General features: G+C 56.7%; 15 protein-coding genes and 1 tRNA gene. 12 read left to right on the top strand and 4 right to left on the bottom strand.

Translation table 11 applies throughout. From position 1 onward, the window contains the following. Window positions 1-25 precede the first annotated feature (25 nt). The 5 genes from GTW23_RS12855 (at window position 26) to GTW23_RS12840 (ending at window position 11,844) form a co-directional block, all read left to right on the top strand. A tRNA-Leu gene (locus GTW23_RS12855) sits at window positions 26-112 on the top strand. A gap of 196 nt (window positions 113-308) precedes the next feature. After that, window positions 309-497, top strand: a complete 189-nt coding sequence (locus GTW23_RS23515) for an Arm DNA-binding domain-containing protein (protein ID WP_324288353.1) — start codon at window positions 309-311, stop codon at window positions 495-497. 30 nt (window positions 498-527) lie between these two features. Then, window positions 528-1,526 (top strand): tyrosine-type recombinase/integrase, encoded by a 999-nt coding sequence (locus GTW23_RS23510; RefSeq protein WP_425494105.1) that lies wholly within the window; start codon window positions 528-530, stop codon window positions 1,524-1,526. A 797-nt stretch (window positions 1,527-2,323) separates the two neighbouring features. Further along, window positions 2,324-5,749 (top strand): STY4851/ECs_5259 family protein, encoded by a 3,426-nt coding sequence (locus GTW23_RS12845; RefSeq protein ID WP_252916053.1) that lies wholly within the window; start codon window positions 2,324-2,326, stop codon window positions 5,747-5,749. Beyond that, window positions 5,746-11,844: a DEAD/DEAH box helicase gene (locus GTW23_RS12840; RefSeq protein WP_252916052.1), complete on the top strand. Its 6,099-nt coding sequence runs from the start codon at window positions 5,746-5,748 to the stop codon at window positions 11,842-11,844. Before GTW23_RS12845 ends, GTW23_RS12840 begins: the two co-directional genes overlap by 4 nt. Before the next feature lie 229 nt (window positions 11,845-12,073). Here GTW23_RS12840 and GTW23_RS12835 read toward each other — a convergent pair whose 3' ends face one another. From GTW23_RS12835 to GTW23_RS12820, 4 genes are all read right to left on the bottom strand, one after another. Further along, a complete protein-coding gene (locus GTW23_RS12835; protein ID WP_252916051.1) occupies window positions 12,074-13,696 on the bottom strand; it encodes a tyrosine-type recombinase/integrase in 1,623 nt (540 codons plus the stop codon). A gap of 2 nt (window positions 13,697-13,698) precedes the next feature. Further along, window positions 13,699-14,244, bottom strand: coding sequence for a helix-turn-helix transcriptional regulator (locus GTW23_RS12830; protein WP_252916050.1), 546 nt, complete (start codon window positions 14,242-14,244; stop codon window positions 13,699-13,701). Between the two features lie 90 nt (window positions 14,245-14,334). Next, window positions 14,335-14,523, bottom strand: coding sequence for a helix-turn-helix domain-containing protein (locus tag GTW23_RS12825; RefSeq protein WP_252916049.1), 189 nt, complete (start codon window positions 14,521-14,523; stop codon window positions 14,335-14,337). A gap of 72 nt (window positions 14,524-14,595) precedes the next feature. Beyond that, window positions 14,596-15,423 carry a hypothetical protein gene (locus GTW23_RS12820; RefSeq protein ID WP_252916048.1) on the bottom strand — a complete coding sequence of 276 codons (828 nt, stop codon included), beginning with the start codon at window positions 15,421-15,423 and terminating at the stop codon, window positions 14,596-14,598. A 417-nt stretch (window positions 15,424-15,840) separates the two neighbouring features. Between GTW23_RS12820 and GTW23_RS12815 the strand changes: the two genes are divergently transcribed. From GTW23_RS12815 to GTW23_RS12785, 7 genes are all read left to right on the top strand, one after another. Next, window positions 15,841-16,191 (top strand): Arm DNA-binding domain-containing protein, encoded by a 351-nt coding sequence (locus tag GTW23_RS12815; RefSeq protein WP_252916047.1) that lies wholly within the window; start codon window positions 15,841-15,843, stop codon window positions 16,189-16,191. 214 nt (window positions 16,192-16,405) lie between these two features. After that, on the top strand, window positions 16,406-17,599 hold the full coding sequence (locus GTW23_RS12810) for a tyrosine-type recombinase/integrase (protein ID WP_252916046.1): 1,194 nt from the start codon (window positions 16,406-16,408) through the stop codon (window positions 17,597-17,599). Further along, complete coding sequence (locus GTW23_RS12805) at window positions 17,596-18,912, top strand: hypothetical protein (protein ID WP_252916045.1); 1,317 nt, start codon at window positions 17,596-17,598, stop codon at window positions 18,910-18,912. The genes GTW23_RS12810 and GTW23_RS12805 overlap by 4 nt, the downstream gene beginning before the upstream one ends. A 126-nt stretch (window positions 18,913-19,038) precedes the next feature. Continuing rightward, window positions 19,039-19,230 (top strand): helix-turn-helix domain-containing protein, encoded by a 192-nt coding sequence (locus tag GTW23_RS12800; protein ID WP_252916044.1) that lies wholly within the window; start codon window positions 19,039-19,041, stop codon window positions 19,228-19,230. Continuing rightward, window positions 19,220-19,429 carry a hypothetical protein gene (locus GTW23_RS12795; protein WP_252916043.1) on the top strand — a complete coding sequence of 70 codons (210 nt, stop codon included), beginning with the start codon at window positions 19,220-19,222 and terminating at the stop codon, window positions 19,427-19,429. The genes GTW23_RS12800 and GTW23_RS12795 overlap by 11 nt, the downstream gene beginning before the upstream one ends. A gap of 331 nt (window positions 19,430-19,760) precedes the next feature. After that, window positions 19,761-20,051, top strand: a complete 291-nt coding sequence (locus tag GTW23_RS12790; protein WP_324288351.1) for a winged helix domain-containing protein — start codon at window positions 19,761-19,763, stop codon at window positions 20,049-20,051. Continuing rightward, window positions 20,048-20,647 carry a helix-turn-helix domain-containing protein gene (locus tag GTW23_RS12785; RefSeq protein WP_252916042.1) on the top strand — a complete coding sequence of 200 codons (600 nt, stop codon included), beginning with the start codon at window positions 20,048-20,050 and terminating at the stop codon, window positions 20,645-20,647. The genes GTW23_RS12790 and GTW23_RS12785 overlap by 4 nt, the downstream gene beginning before the upstream one ends. Window positions 20,648-20,651: the final 4 nt, after the last annotated feature.

Here is a 20,651-nt window from a genome sequence, read left to right as displayed (position 1 = left end):
GCGCAACCCCTAAATCGGCCCGCATGCCCAGATGGCGGAATTGGTAGACGCGCCAGCTTCAGGTGCTGGTACTGGCAACGGTGTGGAGGTTCGAGTCCTCTTCTGGGCACCAATTTCAAGTTTCAGACTGTCCGATACAGTCCAGAAACACCCTCAAAAGCCCGCGAAAGCGGGCTTTTTTGTTGGTTTTGGCAGGCTTCACGTCCCTGACCGTCCATCGGCAAGTGATGGCATCCAGAAAAATTGATGGCATAATTGATGGCATCGCAGCAACCATGCCCTCACGCTATCGAGTCGGATGCCATCACATGCCACTCACTGACACCAGGATTCGCGCGCTCAAACCAGGCGAGAAACCAACCAAGCACGGAGACGGCGGTGGCCTGTTGCTCGTCGTCAATCCGAATGGCAGCAAGCTTTGGCGAATGGTCTATCGCTACGGGGGCAACCAGAAGCAGCTGGGGTTCGGTGCATGGCCGGATGTCTCGCTCGCCTAGGCCCGCGCTCATAGGGATGCCGCGAGAAAACTGCTCGCCGACGATGGTGACCCATCGCAGAAGAAAAAGCAGGACAAGATCGCCAGGGCTTATGCTGCAGCCAACAGCTTTGAGGCGCTGGCAGAGGAGTTTCTCGATAAGAACCGTCGCGAAGGAAAATCGGAGGCGACGCTCAACAAGAAGCGCTGGCTGATAAGCCTTGCGCTCAAGGATCTGCAATCCAAGCCGATAGGCGAAATCGACGCGGCCGACATTCTGGTTTCTCTGCGCAGTGTGGAGGCGCTCGGAAACTATGAGACTGCGCGCCGGCTGCGCGCGGTGATCAGCCAGGTGTTCCGCTACGGAATTGCGACGGCCCGGGTCAGCAACGATCCCACCTTCGGATTGAGAGGCGCCATCATTGCGCCCAAAGTCACTCACCGAGCGGCTGTAACGGAATGGGAATCGTTCACCAGGCTGATCAAGAGCATCTGGGCTTACACTGGCTCCATCGAAACACGGACAGCGATGAAGCTGATGGCACTGCTGTACCCGCGGCCAGGCGAATTGCGGCAGGCGGAATGGACAGAGTTCGATCTGGACAAGGCAACCTGGACGATCCCGGAAGAGCGGGCAAAAATGCGCCGGGTTCACCGGAAGCCGTTGCCGCCCATGGCCATCGACATCCTGCGCGAACAGCAGCAGCACACCGGCAATCTGCGGCTCGTGTTTCCGTCGAGCACATCGCTCGAAAGGCCGATCAGTGAAAACACACTGAACCAGGCCCTGCGGCGGATGGGCTTCGAGAAACACGAAGCGACCTCCCACGGGTTCCGCGCGACCGCGTCCACGCTTCTGAATGAATGCGGGCTATGGAATGCCGATGCAATCGAGGCCGAACTTGCACATGTCAGCGGCAACGGGGTCCGCCGCGCCTATCACCGTGGAGCCTATTGGGAAGAACGCATCAGGATGGCAGAGTGGTGGGCTGAGCGGATTGGGGAGGTGGTGGCCAGGTCATCGGAAGAGTATGCCCACAAGCGTGGCTAGCCTAAAGAGTTGCGTTTCGTAGCATTTAGGTTCGCGCGAGATTATGGAACCAGTGTAGCGTCACTTGCTGGCCAGATTGCCACCCAGCAGCGTGCAATGGCGGTGAGTGGACTGGCGCCATTGGTGACACGGCCGTTACAAGTCAGTTGCGACCGTCAACCAGTCCGGACCGGTTCCCCTCTGCGTCGGATTTCTTTTTTGCTGTCATTTCCGATCCATGGCTCCCGACCCGAGATCGATCGGTGCGCTGGCAGCACGGCATGAAGATGCAGGAGGCCAGTAGCATTCCAACGTGCCACTCGTGGCTCTCCAACTGGATATGGCAGTCCCACAATAGGGCAGACGTTGCATGGTCCTATATGGCAGCATGACCGGTAGTCGCCCCAAGTCGGTCGTCCAGTATCCCTCATCGACTTCCTGGAAGCAGTCACTCCTTTTCCTCTGAAGCCAATGCGAACTAGACCGGCGGCATTGCGACCATCTTAGCTTGGGTCCTCGGCCTTGCTGGTGCCAGACTTCAGAGTTTTGTCGCGCTCCACAAGCTCATCATTAAACCGCCGGCGGACGTGAGTTCTCCCTATCCTTCGCGACTGCAGAAATTGACCGTTGGAAGGGCTCTTTCTGCGGTGACCATCATGGAGTTGGACCAAAACTACCTCACAGCTGCGGATGACATCCTGTTTTCGTATCTTGGGGCCATTTGAAACCGATACTACCACTTGACGATACAGAGGTAATTGCTCTCAACTCAGCATTGCCAGTGCACGACTTGCTTAGCAGTAGGGGGAACTGCAATTTTGGAATTCACCACTCTTACCGATGAGCAGCTTGCCTCAGTTTTTCAGAGAAATCAGGCAGATTATACGATTTTGAATGCGCTTAACGAGGAGCTGAAGGGGCGCAACTCCGACTTTGCCTGCGATCTCCATATGAGTGTGGTTGTGGCATTGCGCCTGGCGCGCCGTGCAACTGAAGAGGGAGCTCCGGTTGCATGTAATGCTAAGCCGACCCAAAAATCTGGTCCGATCAGGGAATGGCTGAGAAATTTTCGGGGTGCCCGCAATCTAAAGGGGCCAGATGGCCGAGCGCTGTATCGCTATCGGATGACCGATGAGGAATTCCTGCAAGCTCGGGATATTCTAGGTCACGTCGCTCGTCGCGGACGGCTTGAGGAGCCCGATCTGCGAAGTGGTGCCTTATTTGTCGCTTATTGCGCAGAGTGGTTCCGGCGCGAATCGGCATCGACCTTCCTCAAATGGGACGCCATTGACCCCGAGCTATTTCCGAAAGTCCCCTACCCCAGCAAACAAAAGCTGACCGAACTTGGTCTGCAGTATTGGGAGCGCGATCTCCGGCGCAGCCAGCATGGCCGAGAATTCCTGCTCACCTTGGCGCTGGAGGGTGGATTCCCGGTGAAAGTGTTTTTGGAGGGCGCGCGGAGCTGGCTGCAGGAGTATTTGCGCGCCGTGCTTCGACGGGCGCTTGACGAATCTATCGTAATCGATGATCGACTGCTGGAGATCGCCGTCGAAGAGCGCTGGCGGGTGAGCAAGAGCTACGACCACGATGACTTCGTTGCCCTGTGTGCAGAGTTGGCAGGGGCAGTGCTCGGCCTGCGTCGGCAAGCGGAGGAACGTGGCCTCTCTGGGGTGAACAACTCCGCAATTCTCGATGCCATCCATGCCGATTGGCGCCAAGATCTGCCTATCTACGTTCCTGCCGAGGATGAAGCCCTTGCGCGAGAATTGTTGACGGGTTTGCTCGACGAAAAGTTCAGCGGCCACGTCGCACGTGGCATTGAAGCCCGGCGCTACCTGACATTACGCGATGGAGAATGGCTACCAGCGCTACAATTGCTGGCTGATGGAGAGATCGCCTCATCGAGTCTAGCAAGCTTTTCTCCGCTTGGCCGCATTCGCGTTACACCAGCTAGCCAGTTAGTCGAGCACGTGTCTGGCGAAATCGCTTTGCTCGAACCGCCTACTGAGGGCGGAAGGGCCTGGCGCATGCGTCCGCTGATGCGGACATCCCGCCTTCTTTGCCCTTATCCGCTTTCCGTTCAGGTGTCTGTTACGCTCAGTTCTGCGAGCAGCCCACCCGTGACCTGGACATGGCCTGGCGGCGAAGCAAGGCACTCTGATGTCCTAGTGTTTCAGTTGGAGGAAGGGACGGCAGGTCGCGACAAACTATTGCGGCTTGTTCGCAGTGGATCCGCCAGCTTACCGGCGCAGAGTTTGCATGTTCTATTCCCTGCGGATTGGTTGATGGAAATCGGCTCTGAAAGCGCTGTGATCAGTGATGTGATTGTGGTTAGTCTTCGGCGCCGGCTGGTCGAGGTTCAGGGCACTATCTATGTGTGGGGGCCCAAAGATGATGCGCGCTATCGCATTGAAACGGGCGTGCAGGCTCGCTCGATCGAATTGCAGCTGCCCTTCGCTGATGTCAACTTTCGCCTTTCTGAAAAAGATCGCGAAATCGTCTCGCTTGGGACCACGCCAATGGTCAGCGAAACCGAGCGCCCAAGGTTGGCTAAGCCCGGTGAAATCTATTGCCGGCGTGCCGGCGAGCCTTGGCGCGAGCTGCGCGGTCCTTTGAATGCCCCGGGCCTACACGAAATCTCACTACGTGACCCTAAGGCCAACATTCAAATTGACAAGGTGAAGCTAGCCCTTTTGCCATACGGATCTCGTCTCGATGCACGTATGTCCGGGCCCTCGATGGGCCATCTGCGACTCGAGGGACTTGCGGGATGGTCGGTTTCCGCCCCGCAGCTTTCAGCTACCGATGATCCCACTTTACTCAATATCACTTTTCCAGGGCGACCAAACTACCAGCTCCCTGTGACGTTGCACCCGCCGCAAGGGCGCAGTTTCGATGTGGTACTGTCCATAAGCGGGAGCGAGGCGGTCGTGACGCTGGCCGATGGCTCGGTGCTGCCGGCCGGAGCAACAGTCAATATTGGCGCGTTGCGCGGTGCATCAGTGATTTCGCCCTCTCGGGTCAGTCTCGAAATTGCGCCCAAAGGTGCCCGCTCCGGCAGTCTGGTTGCAGAAGTTGATGGCGAGTTGCCGTTGGGTGTTCTGCGCAGCGCAATGCAAGAAATCCTAGCAACGCTCGGCGAACAAGATGACCTGCTCGAACTTTCATTTCTGGGTGATACACGCACACCCATTCGCATCACCCGATTTAGCGAGAAGATGTTGCCGCTAGAGGCAGGTGAAGTTGTCTGGGCGGGCGACGCCGAACTGGTGGCACGGATGATTTTAGATCCGCGTCACGAGCATGCGCTTGAACCTTTGGACGAGAGCCATTGGAGGCTGCCCGAGCGTTGCCAAGGACCATGCCTGGTATATCTGCGTGATGGCCCTGACGTCCTGTCGCGCCCGCGCATCATCTCCGGCGCGACGTTAGGCGAGGCTCCGGCGCTACTCGCAGCAGCAGGACTGATCAGGGACTATGACGAGCGGCAATCGGCAATTGCCGCGCAGTTGCAGACTTTGGCTGATGGTCATGCATCGCAGGCCGATTTTAGCTGGCTGACCAACACTGTCACGCACCTGCGCGGACTGCCCGCCAACACCATTGATGCCCTGCGGCTTTTGCCCGCCCATCCTCACGCTGCAATCGCTTTGCTGGTCAAGGCCGCCGACACAGATCGTGCAGCCATTTGGGCATTGCAGGACGAGTTGCCTCTGCTCTGGCTGGGGCTACCGCTAGAAGGTTGGAATATGGCAATGACGGCCATTGGTGCCAGCATGTTCGAGTCTCTGCAACCCATTTTCGGAAATGACAAAGCGGCAGCTATGGCGCTCGATAGCGTCAACAAGGCGACTGAGCAGCTGTCCGTGCTTGAACCTGCCCTGACGGCGGCCGTAGCAGATGCAGCTAGGCGCAAGCATGCACAATCCACGTCGCCATCCCTTAACACTCTTGTCAGCGAGTACATCAAGGCCCAGTTCGACCGGCATCGCGACGACCCAAATGACATCGCAGAGGCATTGTCGAGTCGAAAAATTCCAATACCGCAGGAAATTTTGACCAAGACCCATGAATTATTCGCCGGGCTTTTCGCGCCCGTGCTGCTGGCAGCCAGCGCTCTCGGCAAGGTCAAAATTTCTAAAGAGGATGCTTTGCTCATCAGACGGGTGCTGCGCGAGGACCCCTTCTATGTCACAGCGACCTGGATACATATGATCGACTTTTATGGAGCAACTGGCAAATGAGCCCGTTCGATGTGCTGGAAAATCTTAAATTTCGGACTGCTGATGCGATCATCGCGCAATCCGGCATTACCCATGAAGGTTTACGACGTCACCTGCGTGAAATGCTGGCCGGCAGCGCCCCCAGAGCTGGCGCATTGCTTCAGCAGCCAGTAATTGAAGGGGCGCATCCCTTTGTGACCGCCGAAGCGAACCTCGATGCCTTGGCGAGGTCGATACTGCATCCCGCTTTCGTGACTGCCATTGACGAATTACCTGAGGGACACGACTATCGGTTTCCGCGCAACAGAAAGCCTTTCAAGCACCAGCTCGAAGCCTGGCAGTTACTTTCTTCCGCAGATTCAAAATCAGTCGTAGTCACGTCGGGAACAGGTTCGGGCAAGACCGAATGTTTTCTCTTCCCCATCCTCTCTGATCTTGCGGCGCAATCTCAGGACAGTCTCGAACCAATCGAGGGCGTCCAGGCAATCATGCTCTATCCGCTTAATGCGCTTATAGAGAGCCAGCAGGAGCGCCTTTCGGCATGGACGCGACCGTTTCGTGGAACTATTCGCTACGGTCTCTATAACGGTGACATGGAGCGCACCAGCAGCGCCAGCGATCGCCGCGCCAGGCCGGAACAGGTTATCGACCGCGAGACATTGCGGGCATCACCACCGCCCATCCTTGTCACCAATATCACTATGCTTGAATACATGCTGGTGCGAGCTGAGGATCAGCCAATCCTCAATGCATCGCGTGGCAAGCTCAAATGGATCGTACTCGACGAGGCGCATTCCCTGGTAGGCGCCGCCGCCGCGGAAGTAGCCCTGCTGCTACGCCGCACGATGCTCGCTTTTGGTGTGAAACCCGATGAGGTGCGCTTCGTAGCCACGTCCGCGACCATCGGATCGGGAAAAGGTACATTACAGCAGCTTCAGAAGTTTCTCGCCGACGTAGCGGGTGTCTCTGAGGACCGCGTGCATGTCGTCGAAGGGCGGCGGCAGATGCCAACGCGACCCACGCCGGCGCCGCTGCCTGTAGATTTGGATCTTCCGGCGACGCCATCTGATCGGCTCTACGAGATTTTAGGGGGGCATACTCCCAGTTGGGATCTTGTCAACCGCATGTTTGATCAAGGCGTTCCATTGGCTGACTTTTCCGCTGCAGCGCAAACCCTCAAGATCAATCCCAGCGGATTGGTCGATGCTATGTCGCGCGCATCCCGTACGCTTCAGGACGGTACCGAAGAGCGCCTTGCTCCGATGCGTCTACACGCTTTTGAGCGTGCCTTACCTGGCTTATGGAGCTGCGTAAATCCGGCTTGCAGCCACCAGGTAGCCGAGTGGCCCTTTGGCGCCCTTTTGCCCGATCGGGCCGATCAGTGCCCACACTGCGCGGCACCGGTTCTCGAAGTGGTTAGTTGCACCGAATGCGGCGAGGTCTATCTGGACGGTGAGGAGACTAATGGACGCATTTCAGCGCCTCTGCGCAATCCACCGAGGGACGAATTCGCCTTTGATCTCGTGCACGATACAGATCTTCGCGATGATGATGATGAGGAGGAGGTCGAGAACCCCGAGCAGGCCGACGATGAGGCCCTTACGCTTACCCTAGAACATCTGTTTGCCGCAAACCCAACGACGTGCGCGCGGCCTTTCTGGCTCGATCCGCATCCCGATGGCTGGCGCGTCGCAGACGGGGCTACTGCGGATACACTTTCTTTGCGCTCCGAGCGAAAGGACGGCGCCTATGCCTGCCCACATTGCACCCCGATTAAGGGCGCCAAGGAGATATTACGACCCGTGCGTTTCGGCGCGCCTTTCTTGCTTGGCAATGCAGCGCCAATCCTGCTTGAGGCTGTGCTTCCCTCCCAGCAGCGGGGCGAAAAGCTCCCTTCGCTCGGGCGCAGGTTGTTGTCCTTTACCGACAGCCGACAAGGCACAGCTCGAATGGCCGCCAAACTGCAAACCGAGTCCGAGCGCAGTTTCGTACGTTCGTTCATCTATCATCAAGTGCAGGCCTCAATGGGCGCCACTGGCGACCTGGACAAAATCGAAGCCTCGCGCGCCGCCATCAAGGGCCTTGAAGTCGCTGTTGCCGCGTCGCCCAGTCCGCAATTGGACGACCTGTTGCGAAACGAGCGTAAAAACCTCGACAAACTAACGCTAGGATCTCAAGACGGTATCGTCTGGAGCGAACTAGTCACGCGACTCGCGAGCAGGTATGAGGTCCAAGAATGGATCTTTCCACTCTGGCAGCCTCGCGGCGATGGCGTAGTTTTCACCGACGAGTTCAAACTCGCCGAATTCCTGGTACTGCGAGAGTTTGATCGTCGTCCGAAGCGAGCCACATCGCTCGAGTCGTTCGGCCTCGCCAAGCTCATCAATCCCGCGATTGCCGGACTGACCGATGCCACCCTGCCTAGGCCATTCAAGGCGCGGGGAAAGACCCTCGGCGACTGGAAAGCCTATCTCGATACAGTGCTGACGCATTTCGTGCGAAACAACCGCTTTACCACCATCGACAAGAGCCTGTTGCACTGGATTTCGCACAAGGCGGTGCGGCGCTCACTGATAGGCCCTGATCGCAATACCGATGGCGACACAACGCTCCGCGCGTGGCCAAACGGCCATTTCCGCGCCAGCCCGCGTTCGCGTCCCGTGGCGCTACTGCTAGCGGGTTTGAAGCTCCATCTTGGCAATAATGCCGACCGTGAGGAGCTGGACGAATGCCTGTATGAGGCTTGGAAGCAGGTGCAGTCCAGCTTCTCCGACGATCCTGAACGGCGTATCTTCGATTTCGCCAAAACACGTGTGGCACCGGTCGTCGACGCCTTCTGGTGCCCTGTGACGCGCCGGGTTCTCGACTGCGCTCCCTTCGGACTCACCCCATATGGCCTAACAGAAACCAGCGACGAACGAAGGCAGGGGAAGCCGCTGACCATGCCACGCCATCCAAAGCCTCTGCTAGGTCATGTGGATTTTTCACAGGCGAAAGCCGAGACCCAACTCTGGCTGGAGGGTGAGGAAGTCGCCGCATTGCGCAATAAGGGCGCCTGGACCAATATCTCGGATAGGCTGGCCCTCTTTTCCGACTATGCCCGCTCGGCCGAGCACTCGGCCCAACAGGAAAGCCGTCGGTTGAGGCAATACGAACAGCAATTCAAGGCCGGCCAGATCAACATCCTGAATTGTTCAACGACGATGGAAATGGGGGTTGATATCGGCTCGGTGTCATCGGTGATGATGACAAATGTACCGCCTTCGATAGCAAATTATCGGCAGCGCGTCGGGCGTGCAGGCCGTCGTGGTCAATCTCTGGCGTTGGCTTTCACCTTCTGCAAAGACCGTCCACTCGACCGGGACGCCTTTGCCAATCCCTCGGCTTTCCTGCAACGAGCCATGGCAGCGCCCAAGGTTACACTGAGCAGTCGGCCTATTGTTCAGCGCCACATCAACGCCTACCTTCTGGGCCAATTCATGCGAGAGCGGTCAGGGGACCCGCTGAAGATGCAAATTGGCGCATTTGTTGGGTGTCCCGAAGATCCCAAGATGCCCCGCCTTCCCAAGAGCGAAAGGCCGATTTCTGCCTTTATCGAATGGCTAATCCGGCCATCGACAATGCTCGCTCATCAAGAAGCTATCAGCAGCCTGACTTCACGCTCCGTACTTTCCGGTGACAATCACCTCATCGAAACAACAGCGGAGTCAGCCGAGGCGATCGAGAAGAGATTTTTGCAAGAATGGAGTGGCCTTGTTACCCTGACGCGCGACGAAGACCTCCGCGACGCTGCCAAGTCCAGAATGGCCATCGAGCTCCGCCGCCTCTGTGGCGAGTTCCTGTTGAGCGGGCTCGCCGATCGAGGCTTTTTGCCGGGTCATGGGTTCCCCACTGACGTCGTCACATTCCTTCCGGGCAGGGAGTTCAAATTGCCCCCAGCGTCGCCACAGGACGGCAGCCGGCAATCACGTGCTTTGGGACCACAACGCTCCCTCGATATTGCTATCCGTGACTATGCTCCAGGCTCTGAAATCGTACTTGATGGCTTGGTTCATCGATCCGCGGGCGTCACACTGAATTGGAAACGCCCAGCGACTGAGGAAAACCTGGCCGACGTCCAGAGCCTCAAGCAACACTGGCAATGCCGGGATTGCGGCGAGAGCGACGTATCCCATACCCCCGAACAGTGTCCTGCTTGCGGCTCCAGTCCTCTCAAGGTGGTAAACTTCTTGCGTCCTGCTGGTTTTTCGGTGGACCCACGCGAGAAAGCACATTCCGAGACTGACACTCTGAAATTCGTAGCCGCCGAGGATCCGTCCGTTTCAGTACGCGAGGCACCCTGGCAGTGCCTGCCCGTGCCAGAATTGGGCCGCTACCGATCCAGCCGCGAAGGACTTGTCTTCTATCACAACAATGGAGGTCAAGGGCGCGATGGGTTCGACATCTGCCTCCAGTGCGGCAGGGCAGAACTGCACGATGATCAATCTGCCCAAAGTCCTTTGAAGGACCACAAACCGCTCCGTTATCGCAAAGACATCGATATTTGTCCGGGGAATGACAAACCATTTTCTATCCAGCATCTCGCGCTTGGAATGGAGATAACAACCGATGTCTTCGAGCTGCAATTGCCTCGGCAGATCAAACGGGCGGCGGCTCATGCCCTGGTGATCGCTTTGCGTGAAGGCTTGGCACAGGAGCTGGGCATCGATGCAGACGAAATGGGGTTTGCCGTTACCCAAGGCAGGAACAACCTTGGCGGACCGGCCGTTTCCCTTCTGATCTTTGACCGTGCCTCGGGCGGTGCAGGCTTCTCAGTATCCATGTCGGATCTCATGCGGCCGGTTCTTGAGCGCGCAGACCGCATCCTTGACTGTCAGACCCCCGGCTGCCAACGCGGCTGCGCTGCCTGCGTGCTTACAATCGATGCGCCTGAAGGGCATGACGATCTCGATCGTGGAGCGGCCCTAACGTATCTGCGTGAACATCTGACACTGCCTTCAGACCTGTCACTGGAAGATCGTTTTGAGACGTCGGCGAACCTGTCGATTGATCCTATCGATGAAATCGACAAGGCACTCAAATCTCGGCCTGACGCAGCCCTAACACTTTTCCTTGGGTCTGAGCAGATCGCAGAGCACATCGAGGAATGGCCCCTTGCCAAATACCAGTTGCGCACCTGGAGCAAGGCTGGCCACCCGATACGATTGGTGGCTCAGGCAGACTGGATCGCTGGATTGACGTCTGCAGAGAAACTTTCTCTCCGCGACTTTGCATTGAGGTACGATGTGGCGCTTCTAAAAGGGAACGCTCCAAAATTTTTCAATGGATCGAAGGCATTTGCGGCAATCGGTTCTGCCTCGCACCTCGCCCATGTCTGGGCGACACGGGACATACAATCCGTTGTCGCCGGTCCGGATTGGGGCCAGCCACATAAGTTTCCTTTGGCCCACGCCGAAGTCTCGATTGAGTTCGCAGCCATCCCAATTCCGCATGATACTCTGCTCCCGAAGGCAGGCACCGGATATCAAGCCATCACGAACCAGCTTGATGGGCCGCTTGATGGCTTCGGTACTTGTGCAGCGCGACTAATCGAAAAACTCTTGGGCGACTGCGGGATCAAGCTAGCCGGGCGCGCTGTAAAGGCGACTTACAGTGATCCATTCGTGGCTTCTCCACTAGTTGCTCGCCTCATGATAGATACCGTCGCCATCCTTGCCGATACCTCGCAGGGGAACCCTGCTGTGCTGGTAGTCGAGACGAGGCCGCCGCGTACAGCCACAAGCCGATCACCTTGGCAGATGATCCATGACTGGCCCGATGCTGACGATCAGAAGGCGACAGTCGAAGCGCTCGGCAAGCTCCGGGGTCTGCACACCCAACTACGTCATGGAGACGTCCCACATGGGCGGTACTTGCAGCTCGACATAGATGGACAGGACCGCGTGACTATTGTGCTGGACCAAGGCTTCGGAGCCTGGTCGTACAATCGGCAAATCCTGGCTAAGCATGATTTTGAAGCGATGCCGGCTGATCAGGCCATGGCCATTAGCAGAACAAACATGATGCTCTCCAGCCGTGGCGGCGGGGGCACATATATCGTAGTAAGCCAAGGCTAATAAGCGATATCAAATTTTGCTAATACTCTAATATAGACTGCGTAAACTGTATTCTCCTGCTGCGTTGTGCTTTGAAAGTTTCCTTTGTTGAAAGCGCAACGGCGGTGGCGAGTGCCTTCTACCGACCGCCAGGGCCTGAAAACCGCCTCATCGCTTCCTGCCCCTATCCGTACGTTGCAAAGGTTTGAATTCAGGAAGAGCACTATCGAAGCGCCTTTTGTCAAACAGTTTACCCCTCCGAATTCCGCTCATAGATACCCCTTGCCCGCTCGTAATCGGGGTCTGCTAAAGTGATCTCACCGCGCTCGAAGGCCAGGTAGAGCTCGAGTTCAGTCCGGTGCGAAAGAGCGCGGCGACAAAGCTCGTCGAGGATTTCTTCGCGCTCACCGTTCTGCATGGAAGCGTAGTGCTTGCGGATTGTCTCGGTTGGCGTGTGACCGAGATTAAGCTGCAAGGCTACCTCCTCGATGATGGCCATACTTCCTCGTTTAGAGAGGAACGGATGCAGGATCTTGCGGAAGTCATGTGAGGAGATGTTTTCCTCCGGAATGTCGGCAGCCTGGGCTGCATCCTTGATGATCCGCTGAATTGGGTCATCCGACTTCCAGCATTCCGGGACTGAGGTTTCAGCGGAGCGATAACCGAGGCCGATCGCGTTTGATTGGATGTAGCGATCGGGCAAAAAGAATGGCGCATCCCTGCCAAAGCCATTTGCCTGGCGCCATCGATCCCATTCCTGAATTGCATCAAGAAGCCCGTAGCCAAGATCCAGGCAGTAAGTATGAATGTGCTTGCTGAACTTGGTGTTCACCTCCCGCGGATCCTGATTGATCCATCTGGTCATAATGTTCACATGCTTGCCGCGGAGAGTGACCAACGCTGCCACGCGAATGCCGGTCGTGGTAAGCATGGCGATCACGGCGCGGTTCCGAACCTCGATCGGCGTTGATGCGGGCATCGCCATAAACAGACATAGTGCCTGATCGAAGTTGAGGCTCGTTCCCTTCACCATGCTCGACTCGGCTGCCCGTTCCTTACGGGAAAGTTTGAAGTAGCCGGGAAGATCAGGATCCATCGTAATGGCCGGCCGGCGCTGCAGCCATGTGAAGAGAGTGCCGCAGCAACTCAGAGTGTGCAGAACCGTCGACCCGCTTAGTCCCTGACTCCCGCCCAGCTCCCGTCTCCTGCGAAGCTCGTCCTTGAACCTGCGAGCATCGGCAATGCTGATCTGTTCGAAGGGCTTGTGGCCAAGCAATAAACTCATACGGCTGACGGCGCGCAGATATTCATCAACAGTCCTCTCGTCCAGCTCACGGTTGCTTTCCAGATAGATCCGGAAGTCATAGAGCCTATGCAGATTGGCACTGTTGGTTTCCGGTGGAATTGAAGCCCCGTTTCTGCAAACAGCCCCCGAGACCCCATCACCAATTACTTCGGACGAGTCTCCGGGTAAATTGATGGACGCAGCGAAGATCTCGGGCACAACATCAGGTGATAAGTCAGCTTGTAGCATACTGTGGCAATCCGTGCACATGCCTGTCACTGAGAGGCATGTGGTGCCTACCGAAGAGGTATTGATCGTCTCGGTGACCAGCGCCTTGAAGCCGATGCATACTGAGCAGAACAGGCGGCCATTTTGAGGTGGACGGCCATCCGGCCATCGCATGTTTGTCAGGAACTGGCGCAGCTTGTATCCTGCAAACAGCTGGGGGCGGGTGTTCTCGACGGGCTTCAGACCGGCACGTACCCAGTTCGAGATGGTGCCATCACACACACCGTACATCTCTCGGACTTCTTCACGGGAATAGACCCAATGCCGTCGCGCTTTGGTGGGATCGTGTTTGCGAGACATGCTCAGCGACCGTTTCGCCTACGCGCTTTGTAGACCTCCAAATAGTGATCCACTTCCAACCGCTCCCAGCGCGTCGAGCCACCAAGCCTGATGGGTTGTGGAAAATCGGGATCCTTGCGCCGCGAACGCCACACCTTGGAGACGCTCATTCTCAAATAGGTTGCAACATCTTCAACGGTCATCAGGCAAGGAACGATGACTGCCGCTGTTTGTTTTGCGCGATCATCTTGGGCAGAAATCTCAGTCTCGACCGAGCCTGTTTCAGTATCAACTCGTTGGTTTTGCTTTTCAGGTTCCACCGGTTCAGCGGTCGAAACCTCGCCACTCTCGTCAGAACGAGCTGGCGGACCAGACTGAGCGCATGGAGCATGCTCGATAGGACAAGGCTTCCTTCCGCGTCCAAGCGCCTGGCTAGCTTCCGCGTACGGGTTGATATGGCCTTCCTGGTCTGCCCGATTGGAGCCTTCGGTGAAAAGGTCCCCGTCGGAGATCCCGACGGTACCCGGACCGTTACCGGATCCATCGCCTCGCTGTCTTGATCGATCCATAGAAATCACTCCACGGGAACAAGGGCTGCTTGCCTGGAAAGAGCTCTGATAAGCCTTTGAGCTAGACACAGAGCATCGAACCGGGACCGATCAGCGTGGATCGTTCGATGCTGGCAAAGCTGCGATGAACCGCTCGAGATCCTCGCGCAGGATCAGCGTGCGCTTGCCAAGCTTGCGCACAGGCAGGCGGCCGTCCTTGATGATGCAATAGAGTGTGGAACGACCAATCCCGAGAAGGCGGGCGGTCTGGGCAATGGACAGCGCTGACGTTTCCTGCATGGCTTCATCTCCGTATGAACCCGAACAATCTCGGGTGGATACGGAGAACCTGCCGTGCGCTGCGATCAAAACCTAATTGCGCAATTCGGCCGGCGTGATTCTTTGGCCTAATTTCTCGATATACTGCCGACGATCAGGCTCGCGGGCGCCCCTAGGACCCGACTTAGACGCAAGCCTGAGTATATCCCAGGCATCTCGGACCTGGTTCCTGGTCGCTTTGGGGAAGATTTCCTTAACAAGTTCGAACATCTCAATTTGTGTGATTGGTGCTCTATCCTCGCTAGCCAGATTGATGGCTGTCTTGATCACGCGAAGCACCGCAGGTGGCACGGAGGCGGAACGTGGGATTGACGGTTTCTTTATTTCTGCCTGCTCAGCGTCTGGCAGGGTAGCAGCTTCAGGTAGCACAGGATTGATGTCCAGCGTATGTTCTGGCCATCTTTCGAGAATAAAAGCAGACTGTATTTGCACCCTTTGATAACCGGGATTCTCCCCTTCTCTAAGTGCACTCACGCGAACAATTGAACCACCCCATTCGTCGTGTTCGTCGGTCCCGATCAATCTAAACGGTAGGCCGGCATCGTTCGCATCGGATGTTGCGGTTTGACGCCAGATTCCGCTGATCACCGGGACAAGAACATCATCTGAACCGGCTTCTGCACCTCTTACAATAGATTCAGCAAATGCAGGCCGCAGGTCTGCGAGGGTCGTGACCAATACCTCGTCAGCCTCGTTTTCACGATTGCGGTACAATTTGAGAGACGTTGGTTGCCCGCGAAGCGCTATCCATTCCAGCGCAGCCCCAAGGCCTATCCAAGTCTTAGTCAGATCTTCCCGCGTAACCGATGGTTTCACATCATCATCGTTTGCGCGCGAGTCCGATTCAAAATTTTCATCCATAGGAACCGCCTCCAATCTCATAACGTTATGAATGGACGTTGTAGGACCTCTATGCAAACGTTCGGTGAGTTGCGGACAGTTAGACAAGATCGCCTTTTCCACAAGATTTCTTGAGGTTCGCAAAGGCGTGCCCGCTACGATCGCGCGTTTGATGGCATTTTTGATGGCATCACTGTCTTCTTCAGAAATATTAATACATTATATCAATATGATAGATATTTTGTTTGGGTCCTCTTCTGGCACCAATTTCTTGTTCCGGAACGTCCCGGAAAATCCAAGAACCCCGCGAAAGCGGGGTTTTTTGTTGGGTTCTTCGGGTTTCACGTCCCGCACCGTTCATCGGCGTGTGATGGCATCCAGAGAATTTGATGGCATCGTAACGCCATGCCATCCCGCAATCGGGTCGGATGCCATCACATGCCACTTACTGACACCAGGATTCGCGCGCTCAAACCGGGCGACAAGCCAACCAAGCACGGAGACGGCGGCGGCCTACTGCTCGTCGTCAATCCGAATGGCAGCAAGCTTTGGCGAATGGTCTATCGCTGCGGGGGCAAGCGGAAGCAGCTGGCGTTCGGTGCATGGCCGGATGTCTCGCTCGCCCAGGCCCGCGCTCATCGGGATGCCGCGAGAAAGCTGCTAGCCAACGGTGGTGACGGTTTCCAGATGATGAAGCAGGCAAGATCGCCAAGGCCGACACTGCAAAGGGCAATCGATGCTCGAAGCCAACGCTTCGATCGTGCCGTCACCCCTAACCCGGCGGGGTGACGCGCGGCCAGCGCGCGCCCGCTATCAGCGAAGCAAATGTACCGTGAGCGAAAATGGCGGAGAGAGAGTCCGACAAACTAGCGTACTGTGGCGTCTGTCAAGGTGTATAGAAGGGCCGCAAAACCAAGCATTTGACCAGTGTTTCGTCTTTTGTTGTCCGCGCTTATCCGCTATCATCCCTAACTCAAGGTAGGGATAAAGTTAGGGTCAGATGATGGCGCGGGCGATAAACAAGCTGACAGATACGGAATGCAAAGCCGCCGCAAAGCCGGGAATGCTTGGCGATGGTGGCGGGCTTTACCTGAACGTGAAGCCATCGGGTGCAAAGTCCTGGGCCTTCATCTGGAAGAAGGATGGCAAGCGCAACGAGATGGGCTTGGGGGCCTATCCGGCTGTAAAGCTCGCCAAGGCGCGGGCGCTGGCCGCTGAATGCCGTCAAGCAGTTGCCGAGGGGCGCAATCCGATTGATGAACGGAAAAAGGATGCGGTCCCGGCTTTCGGCGAATGTGCCGATATGTTCCTCGCTTCAATGGAAGGACAGTGGCGCAACGAAAAGCACCGGGCGCAATGGCGCATGACGCTTGAGCAATACGCATCGCCGCTTCGCGCCAAATCGGTTGCCGACATCTCGACTGATGACGTTTTGAAGGTACTCACGCCAATCTGGCAGACCAAGGCGGAAACGGCTTCCCGGCTTCGGGGGCGCATGGAGCGGGTGCTGGATTATGCCAAGGCGCGGGGCTGGCGAACTGGCGAAAACCCGGCACTGTGGCGCGGCCATTTGAAGAACATTCTTCCCGCTCGCCAGAAGCTCACACGCGGCCATCATGCAGCCATGCCCTACAAGGATGTCCCGGCATTCATAGAGCCGCTTCCCGGCAAGGATGCGATGGCGGCAAGGGGGCTTGAATTTCTTATTCTGACAGCGGCGCGGTCGGGCGAAGTGCTTGGCGCGACATGGCAGGAAATGGATCTCGAAAACGCGGTCTGGACCATCCCGGCAAAGCGCATGAAATCGGGCAAGGAACATCGCGTTCCTCTATCGCCAAGGGCGCTGGCCATTGTGAAGGCGCTGCACGAAACCCGGATTTCCGATTTCGTCTTTCCCGGCCAGAAGCAAAACAGGCCGCTTTCGGGCATGGCTTTTGAAATGCTCATGCGCCGCATGAAAGCCGATACATTCACGGTGCATGGCTTCCGGTCGGCCTTCCGGGACTGGGTCGGCGATGAAACCCAGTTTCCCCGAGACATTGCCGAGCAAGCCTTGGCGCATCGGATTGGCGACGCAACGGAGCGGGCCTACCGGCGTGGTGACGCCCTTGAAAAACGGCGTAAACTCATGACGGCATGGGCTGATCATTGTGAGTCTGCCCCGGTCGACAATGTGATTTCCTTGGTGCGCACATGAGCGAAGATTGGAAGAAAAAGGCCGAGGCGTTTGAGGCCAGAAACACGCTCATTGCGGAGGTCCATTTCGGGCGCATGACGCCGGGCGAAGCCGAGGAAGCCGCGAAAACGCAGGGACTTATGCCCTTGGCCGAAAAGCCGGACCCGGCGCTGTTCAATCCCATGGATGAGCCGACTTGGACCCTCGCAATGGCCGTGGGATGGATTGTCTGGCGAACGCCAGAAGCCGTCCGAGACAATTGGGACGATTACCGGCTGGAGTGTTGGGACTGGATTACGCTGACACGTCGTTTACCCGTCAATGATGGAAAGGGCTTCCAAGAGACGACGGTCGCCGAATTGCAGCAGCTGTCACACGCGACGCTTATGGGGCTTATGGCCGTGGAAGCGTTTGATCATGCATCGGAAGCCGAGGTCCGAAAACTGGTTTCGGTGAAGACCGCCAAAGAGGACCTTTGGAGGCGTTTGGCCGAAGGTGCATTGATAGCAACGGCTGTGGCCGAAGTATCCGGGAAACCCGTTCAAGTTCCGGCTCACGAATGGTCCTATCTGACAGCGCTGGCAGATAAAGATTTGGCGGACGAATTGCGGTACTCGCAAACAGCGCAGACGGTTGAATACCGGGAAGTGACGTTCCGTCGCGAGGACATTATCCGGCTTTGGCCTCCAATCGCGCGACGCTTGGATGCAAGCGCGTTTCCGGGCATCGAATTTGAGGATGGGCAAGCTGTTTTCACGCTACTTGAAGCTACGATGTGGGTGGGCGGCGAAGGTAAGAATCTGGCAACGGAAACAATCGATCTAGATTTTGTGGAGGAGAAAGGCAGCACAGCGCTGTTTTTGGCCCTGTTCAAAGGGCAGGTGACGGCAACCGGAGTGAACAGAGCAACTAAATTAAGGGAACCGATTCCGCAGGAATATTGGGAGTGTGCAACAAGCAATCCGAATAAGGCGAGTGTTGGTCACTACGTGAGTCTTGTGGATCGTTCAGGGACAGATAGTAGGCAGAATGCAGGAACACTAGAGCCATATGGCGAGACAGAACCGCGCTGGGTTAACATCCAAATACCCGGCCCAGAATTGAGAAAAGCATTCCCTGGAATTGGCAAGGATGATGACAGCATTATAGCTTCTGAAAAAAAGAAGCAGACAGTTCATGATATCATCCGCCAGGCGGTGGAGGCGTTATGGGATGGCCGTGTTCCGGCAAGTCTTGTGAAAAAAGAGCGCGACAACCAAATCATGAATTGGTGCCGGGCCAATGATAGGAGGCCTCCCGCAGAGCGTTCGCTTCGGAATTTTTTTAACTCCTGAACCGGCAAAACCGGCATTGCCGGTATTGCCGCTAGATGATTGGCGTTCCATGTGGATTATGGGCCGTGAACAGGCATCCAAGCCTGTTCGCGCACTGGCCGTTTAGCCAGCCCCGGACTGACCAATATGGACAAAATTGCTGTCACGTTGCCGGAAGCTGCAGAGCTTTCCGGAATCGGGCGTTCCTCGCTCTACAAGCTGTTCAATGAAGGCAAGCTTACGCCGCGCAAAAATGGCAAGCGGACGCTAATCCTTGTCAGCGAGCTGGAAAGCTACCTGAAAAACCTTCCTACGGGAGGGCCATCCCATGGAGCATGAAAAAGAAACCCCGGAGGCACTGGCAGGTGCCGTCCGGGGTCATGGTGTCAAAACAATTGCGGCTGTTTCAGACAATGCCAAAGCTAACGCTGATGGCTTGTCCTTTCAAGCGGCTTATGTGGCAAAGCGGTATCGGCTTTCGCCATGCATGGCGCGGCTGGTTTGCCAGCTTGCCCAGATTGGCGGGAGGCTGGCATGAACCATCTTCCGAAACTCCATAACGATGACTGCGCGGCTGGTCGCTCTCCGTGCCCTCCTGACCCAACAAATAACAGAGAAGAATCGGAGAACTATCGGGCCATTGTTGCGGAGCTCAATGCGGACTGGCGCATCATCGAGTGCCGAGACGCCATTCAATGGATTGTGCAACGCAGGGCCGGAAAAAGGTACGGAGAGCCGCGTTGGGATGGCAGGTGCTATTGCCGGACACGGCAAGGTCTCTTGCGCCGTGTCCGTGAGATAGTGGGCGAATGCGATGCTGGGGCTCTGGCCGTCATCGGCTCGCTTCCTGATTTCGTGGAGGGCGGTCGATGAAAAAGCTTTCCGTCCAATTCAGGATTGAACCCGATGGCCAGATGCAGATTGCAAAAGGCCGGGATGCCTGGGCTTTGCTTAAGCTGGAAAAGGCGGGCGAGAGCGGATGCACTCCCATCACCACGCCGGGGCCACGTTGGAGCGCCTACGTGTTTAATCTCCGCGGGATGGGCCTCATCATAGAGACTATTTACGAGAGTCACGATGGGCCTTTTCCCGGTACTCATGCTCGGTATGTTCTGCGGACGCCTTCACTGATGATTGAAAACTTGGAGGCTGGACGATGAAGCGCCCGCCGACAGGAAATGAACCGGTGTCCCCTTCGGGGGGCACTACTCCACAGCAGCGCAAGGACGCGAAACGGGAAGCCGCTGAAAACGCAAAAAGCGCCACGTCTGAGAAACTCGATTGGCTGGATGCGCTTTGCATCGATCCACGCCTTAGACCATCGGATTTCAAGGTGGCTTTCAAGCTCATCCAATTTCGTAACGCCCAGACCGGGATTTGCAATCCATCCTATGAAACGATTGCTGATGAAACAGGTCTCAAACCGGAGACAGTGCGGGCCTGTGTGAAGCAGCTCTCAAATCGCGGATGGATAGCGGTCAAGCGCCCGAACCGCTCCAAGCCGAACGTTTACAGGTTCCTCCTTGACCACGTTAACGGCATGCTGGACCGCCGCATTATGTTGCGGGAGGCGCGGGAAGAGGAACGCAAGGAGCGCGCAACCCAGACAGCTCTGCAAGCCTTCGACCGTGATAGGGAAAACGGTGTCTCACTGCTAGACCGTGATGAAAATGACGGTCGGCTCTGTGAGCTGCGTAACGGGGAACACGTTAGTGACCACCTGTTAATAGGGGCCGGGAACAAATGGTCTCACTAGAGTA

It is taken from the genome of Parahoeflea alexandrii (assembly GCF_024105735.1).
Taxonomy (GTDB): Bacteria; Pseudomonadota; Alphaproteobacteria; order Rhizobiales; family Rhizobiaceae; genus Hoeflea; species Hoeflea alexandrii.
Note: the sequence above shows the minus strand (reverse complement) of the source record. Positions and strands in the feature narration are given on the sequence as shown.

Coding starts and splice junctions, on each gene's coding strand:
- GTW23_RS23515 (WP_324288353.1), top strand. CDS start 309: ATGCCACTCACTGACACCAGGATTCGCGCGCTCAAACCAGGCGAGAAA.
- GTW23_RS12840 (WP_252916052.1), top strand. CDS start 5,746: ATGAGCCCGTTCGATGTGCTGGAAAATCTTAAATTTCGGACTGCTGAT.
- GTW23_RS12835 (WP_252916051.1), bottom strand. CDS start 13,696: ATGTCTCGCAAACACGATCCCACCAAAGCGCGACGGCATTGGGTCTAT.
- GTW23_RS12830 (WP_252916050.1), bottom strand. CDS start 14,244: ATGGATCGATCAAGACAGCGAGGCGATGGATCCGGTAACGGTCCGGGT.
- GTW23_RS12825 (WP_252916049.1), bottom strand. CDS start 14,523: ATGCAGGAAACGTCAGCGCTGTCCATTGCCCAGACCGCCCGCCTTCTC.
- GTW23_RS12820 (WP_252916048.1), bottom strand. CDS start 15,423: ATGGATGAAAATTTTGAATCGGACTCGCGCGCAAACGATGATGATGTG.
- GTW23_RS12815 (WP_252916047.1), top strand. CDS start 15,841: ATGCCACTTACTGACACCAGGATTCGCGCGCTCAAACCGGGCGACAAG.
- GTW23_RS12810 (WP_252916046.1), top strand. CDS start 16,406: ATGGCGCGGGCGATAAACAAGCTGACAGATACGGAATGCAAAGCCGCC.
- GTW23_RS12805 (WP_252916045.1), top strand. CDS start 17,596: ATGAGCGAAGATTGGAAGAAAAAGGCCGAGGCGTTTGAGGCCAGAAAC.
- GTW23_RS12800 (WP_252916044.1), top strand. CDS start 19,039: ATGGACAAAATTGCTGTCACGTTGCCGGAAGCTGCAGAGCTTTCCGGA.
- GTW23_RS12795 (WP_252916043.1), top strand. CDS start 19,220: ATGGAGCATGAAAAAGAAACCCCGGAGGCACTGGCAGGTGCCGTCCGG.
- GTW23_RS12790 (WP_324288351.1), top strand. CDS start 19,761: ATGAAAAAGCTTTCCGTCCAATTCAGGATTGAACCCGATGGCCAGATG.
- GTW23_RS12785 (WP_252916042.1), top strand. CDS start 20,048: ATGAAGCGCCCGCCGACAGGAAATGAACCGGTGTCCCCTTCGGGGGGC.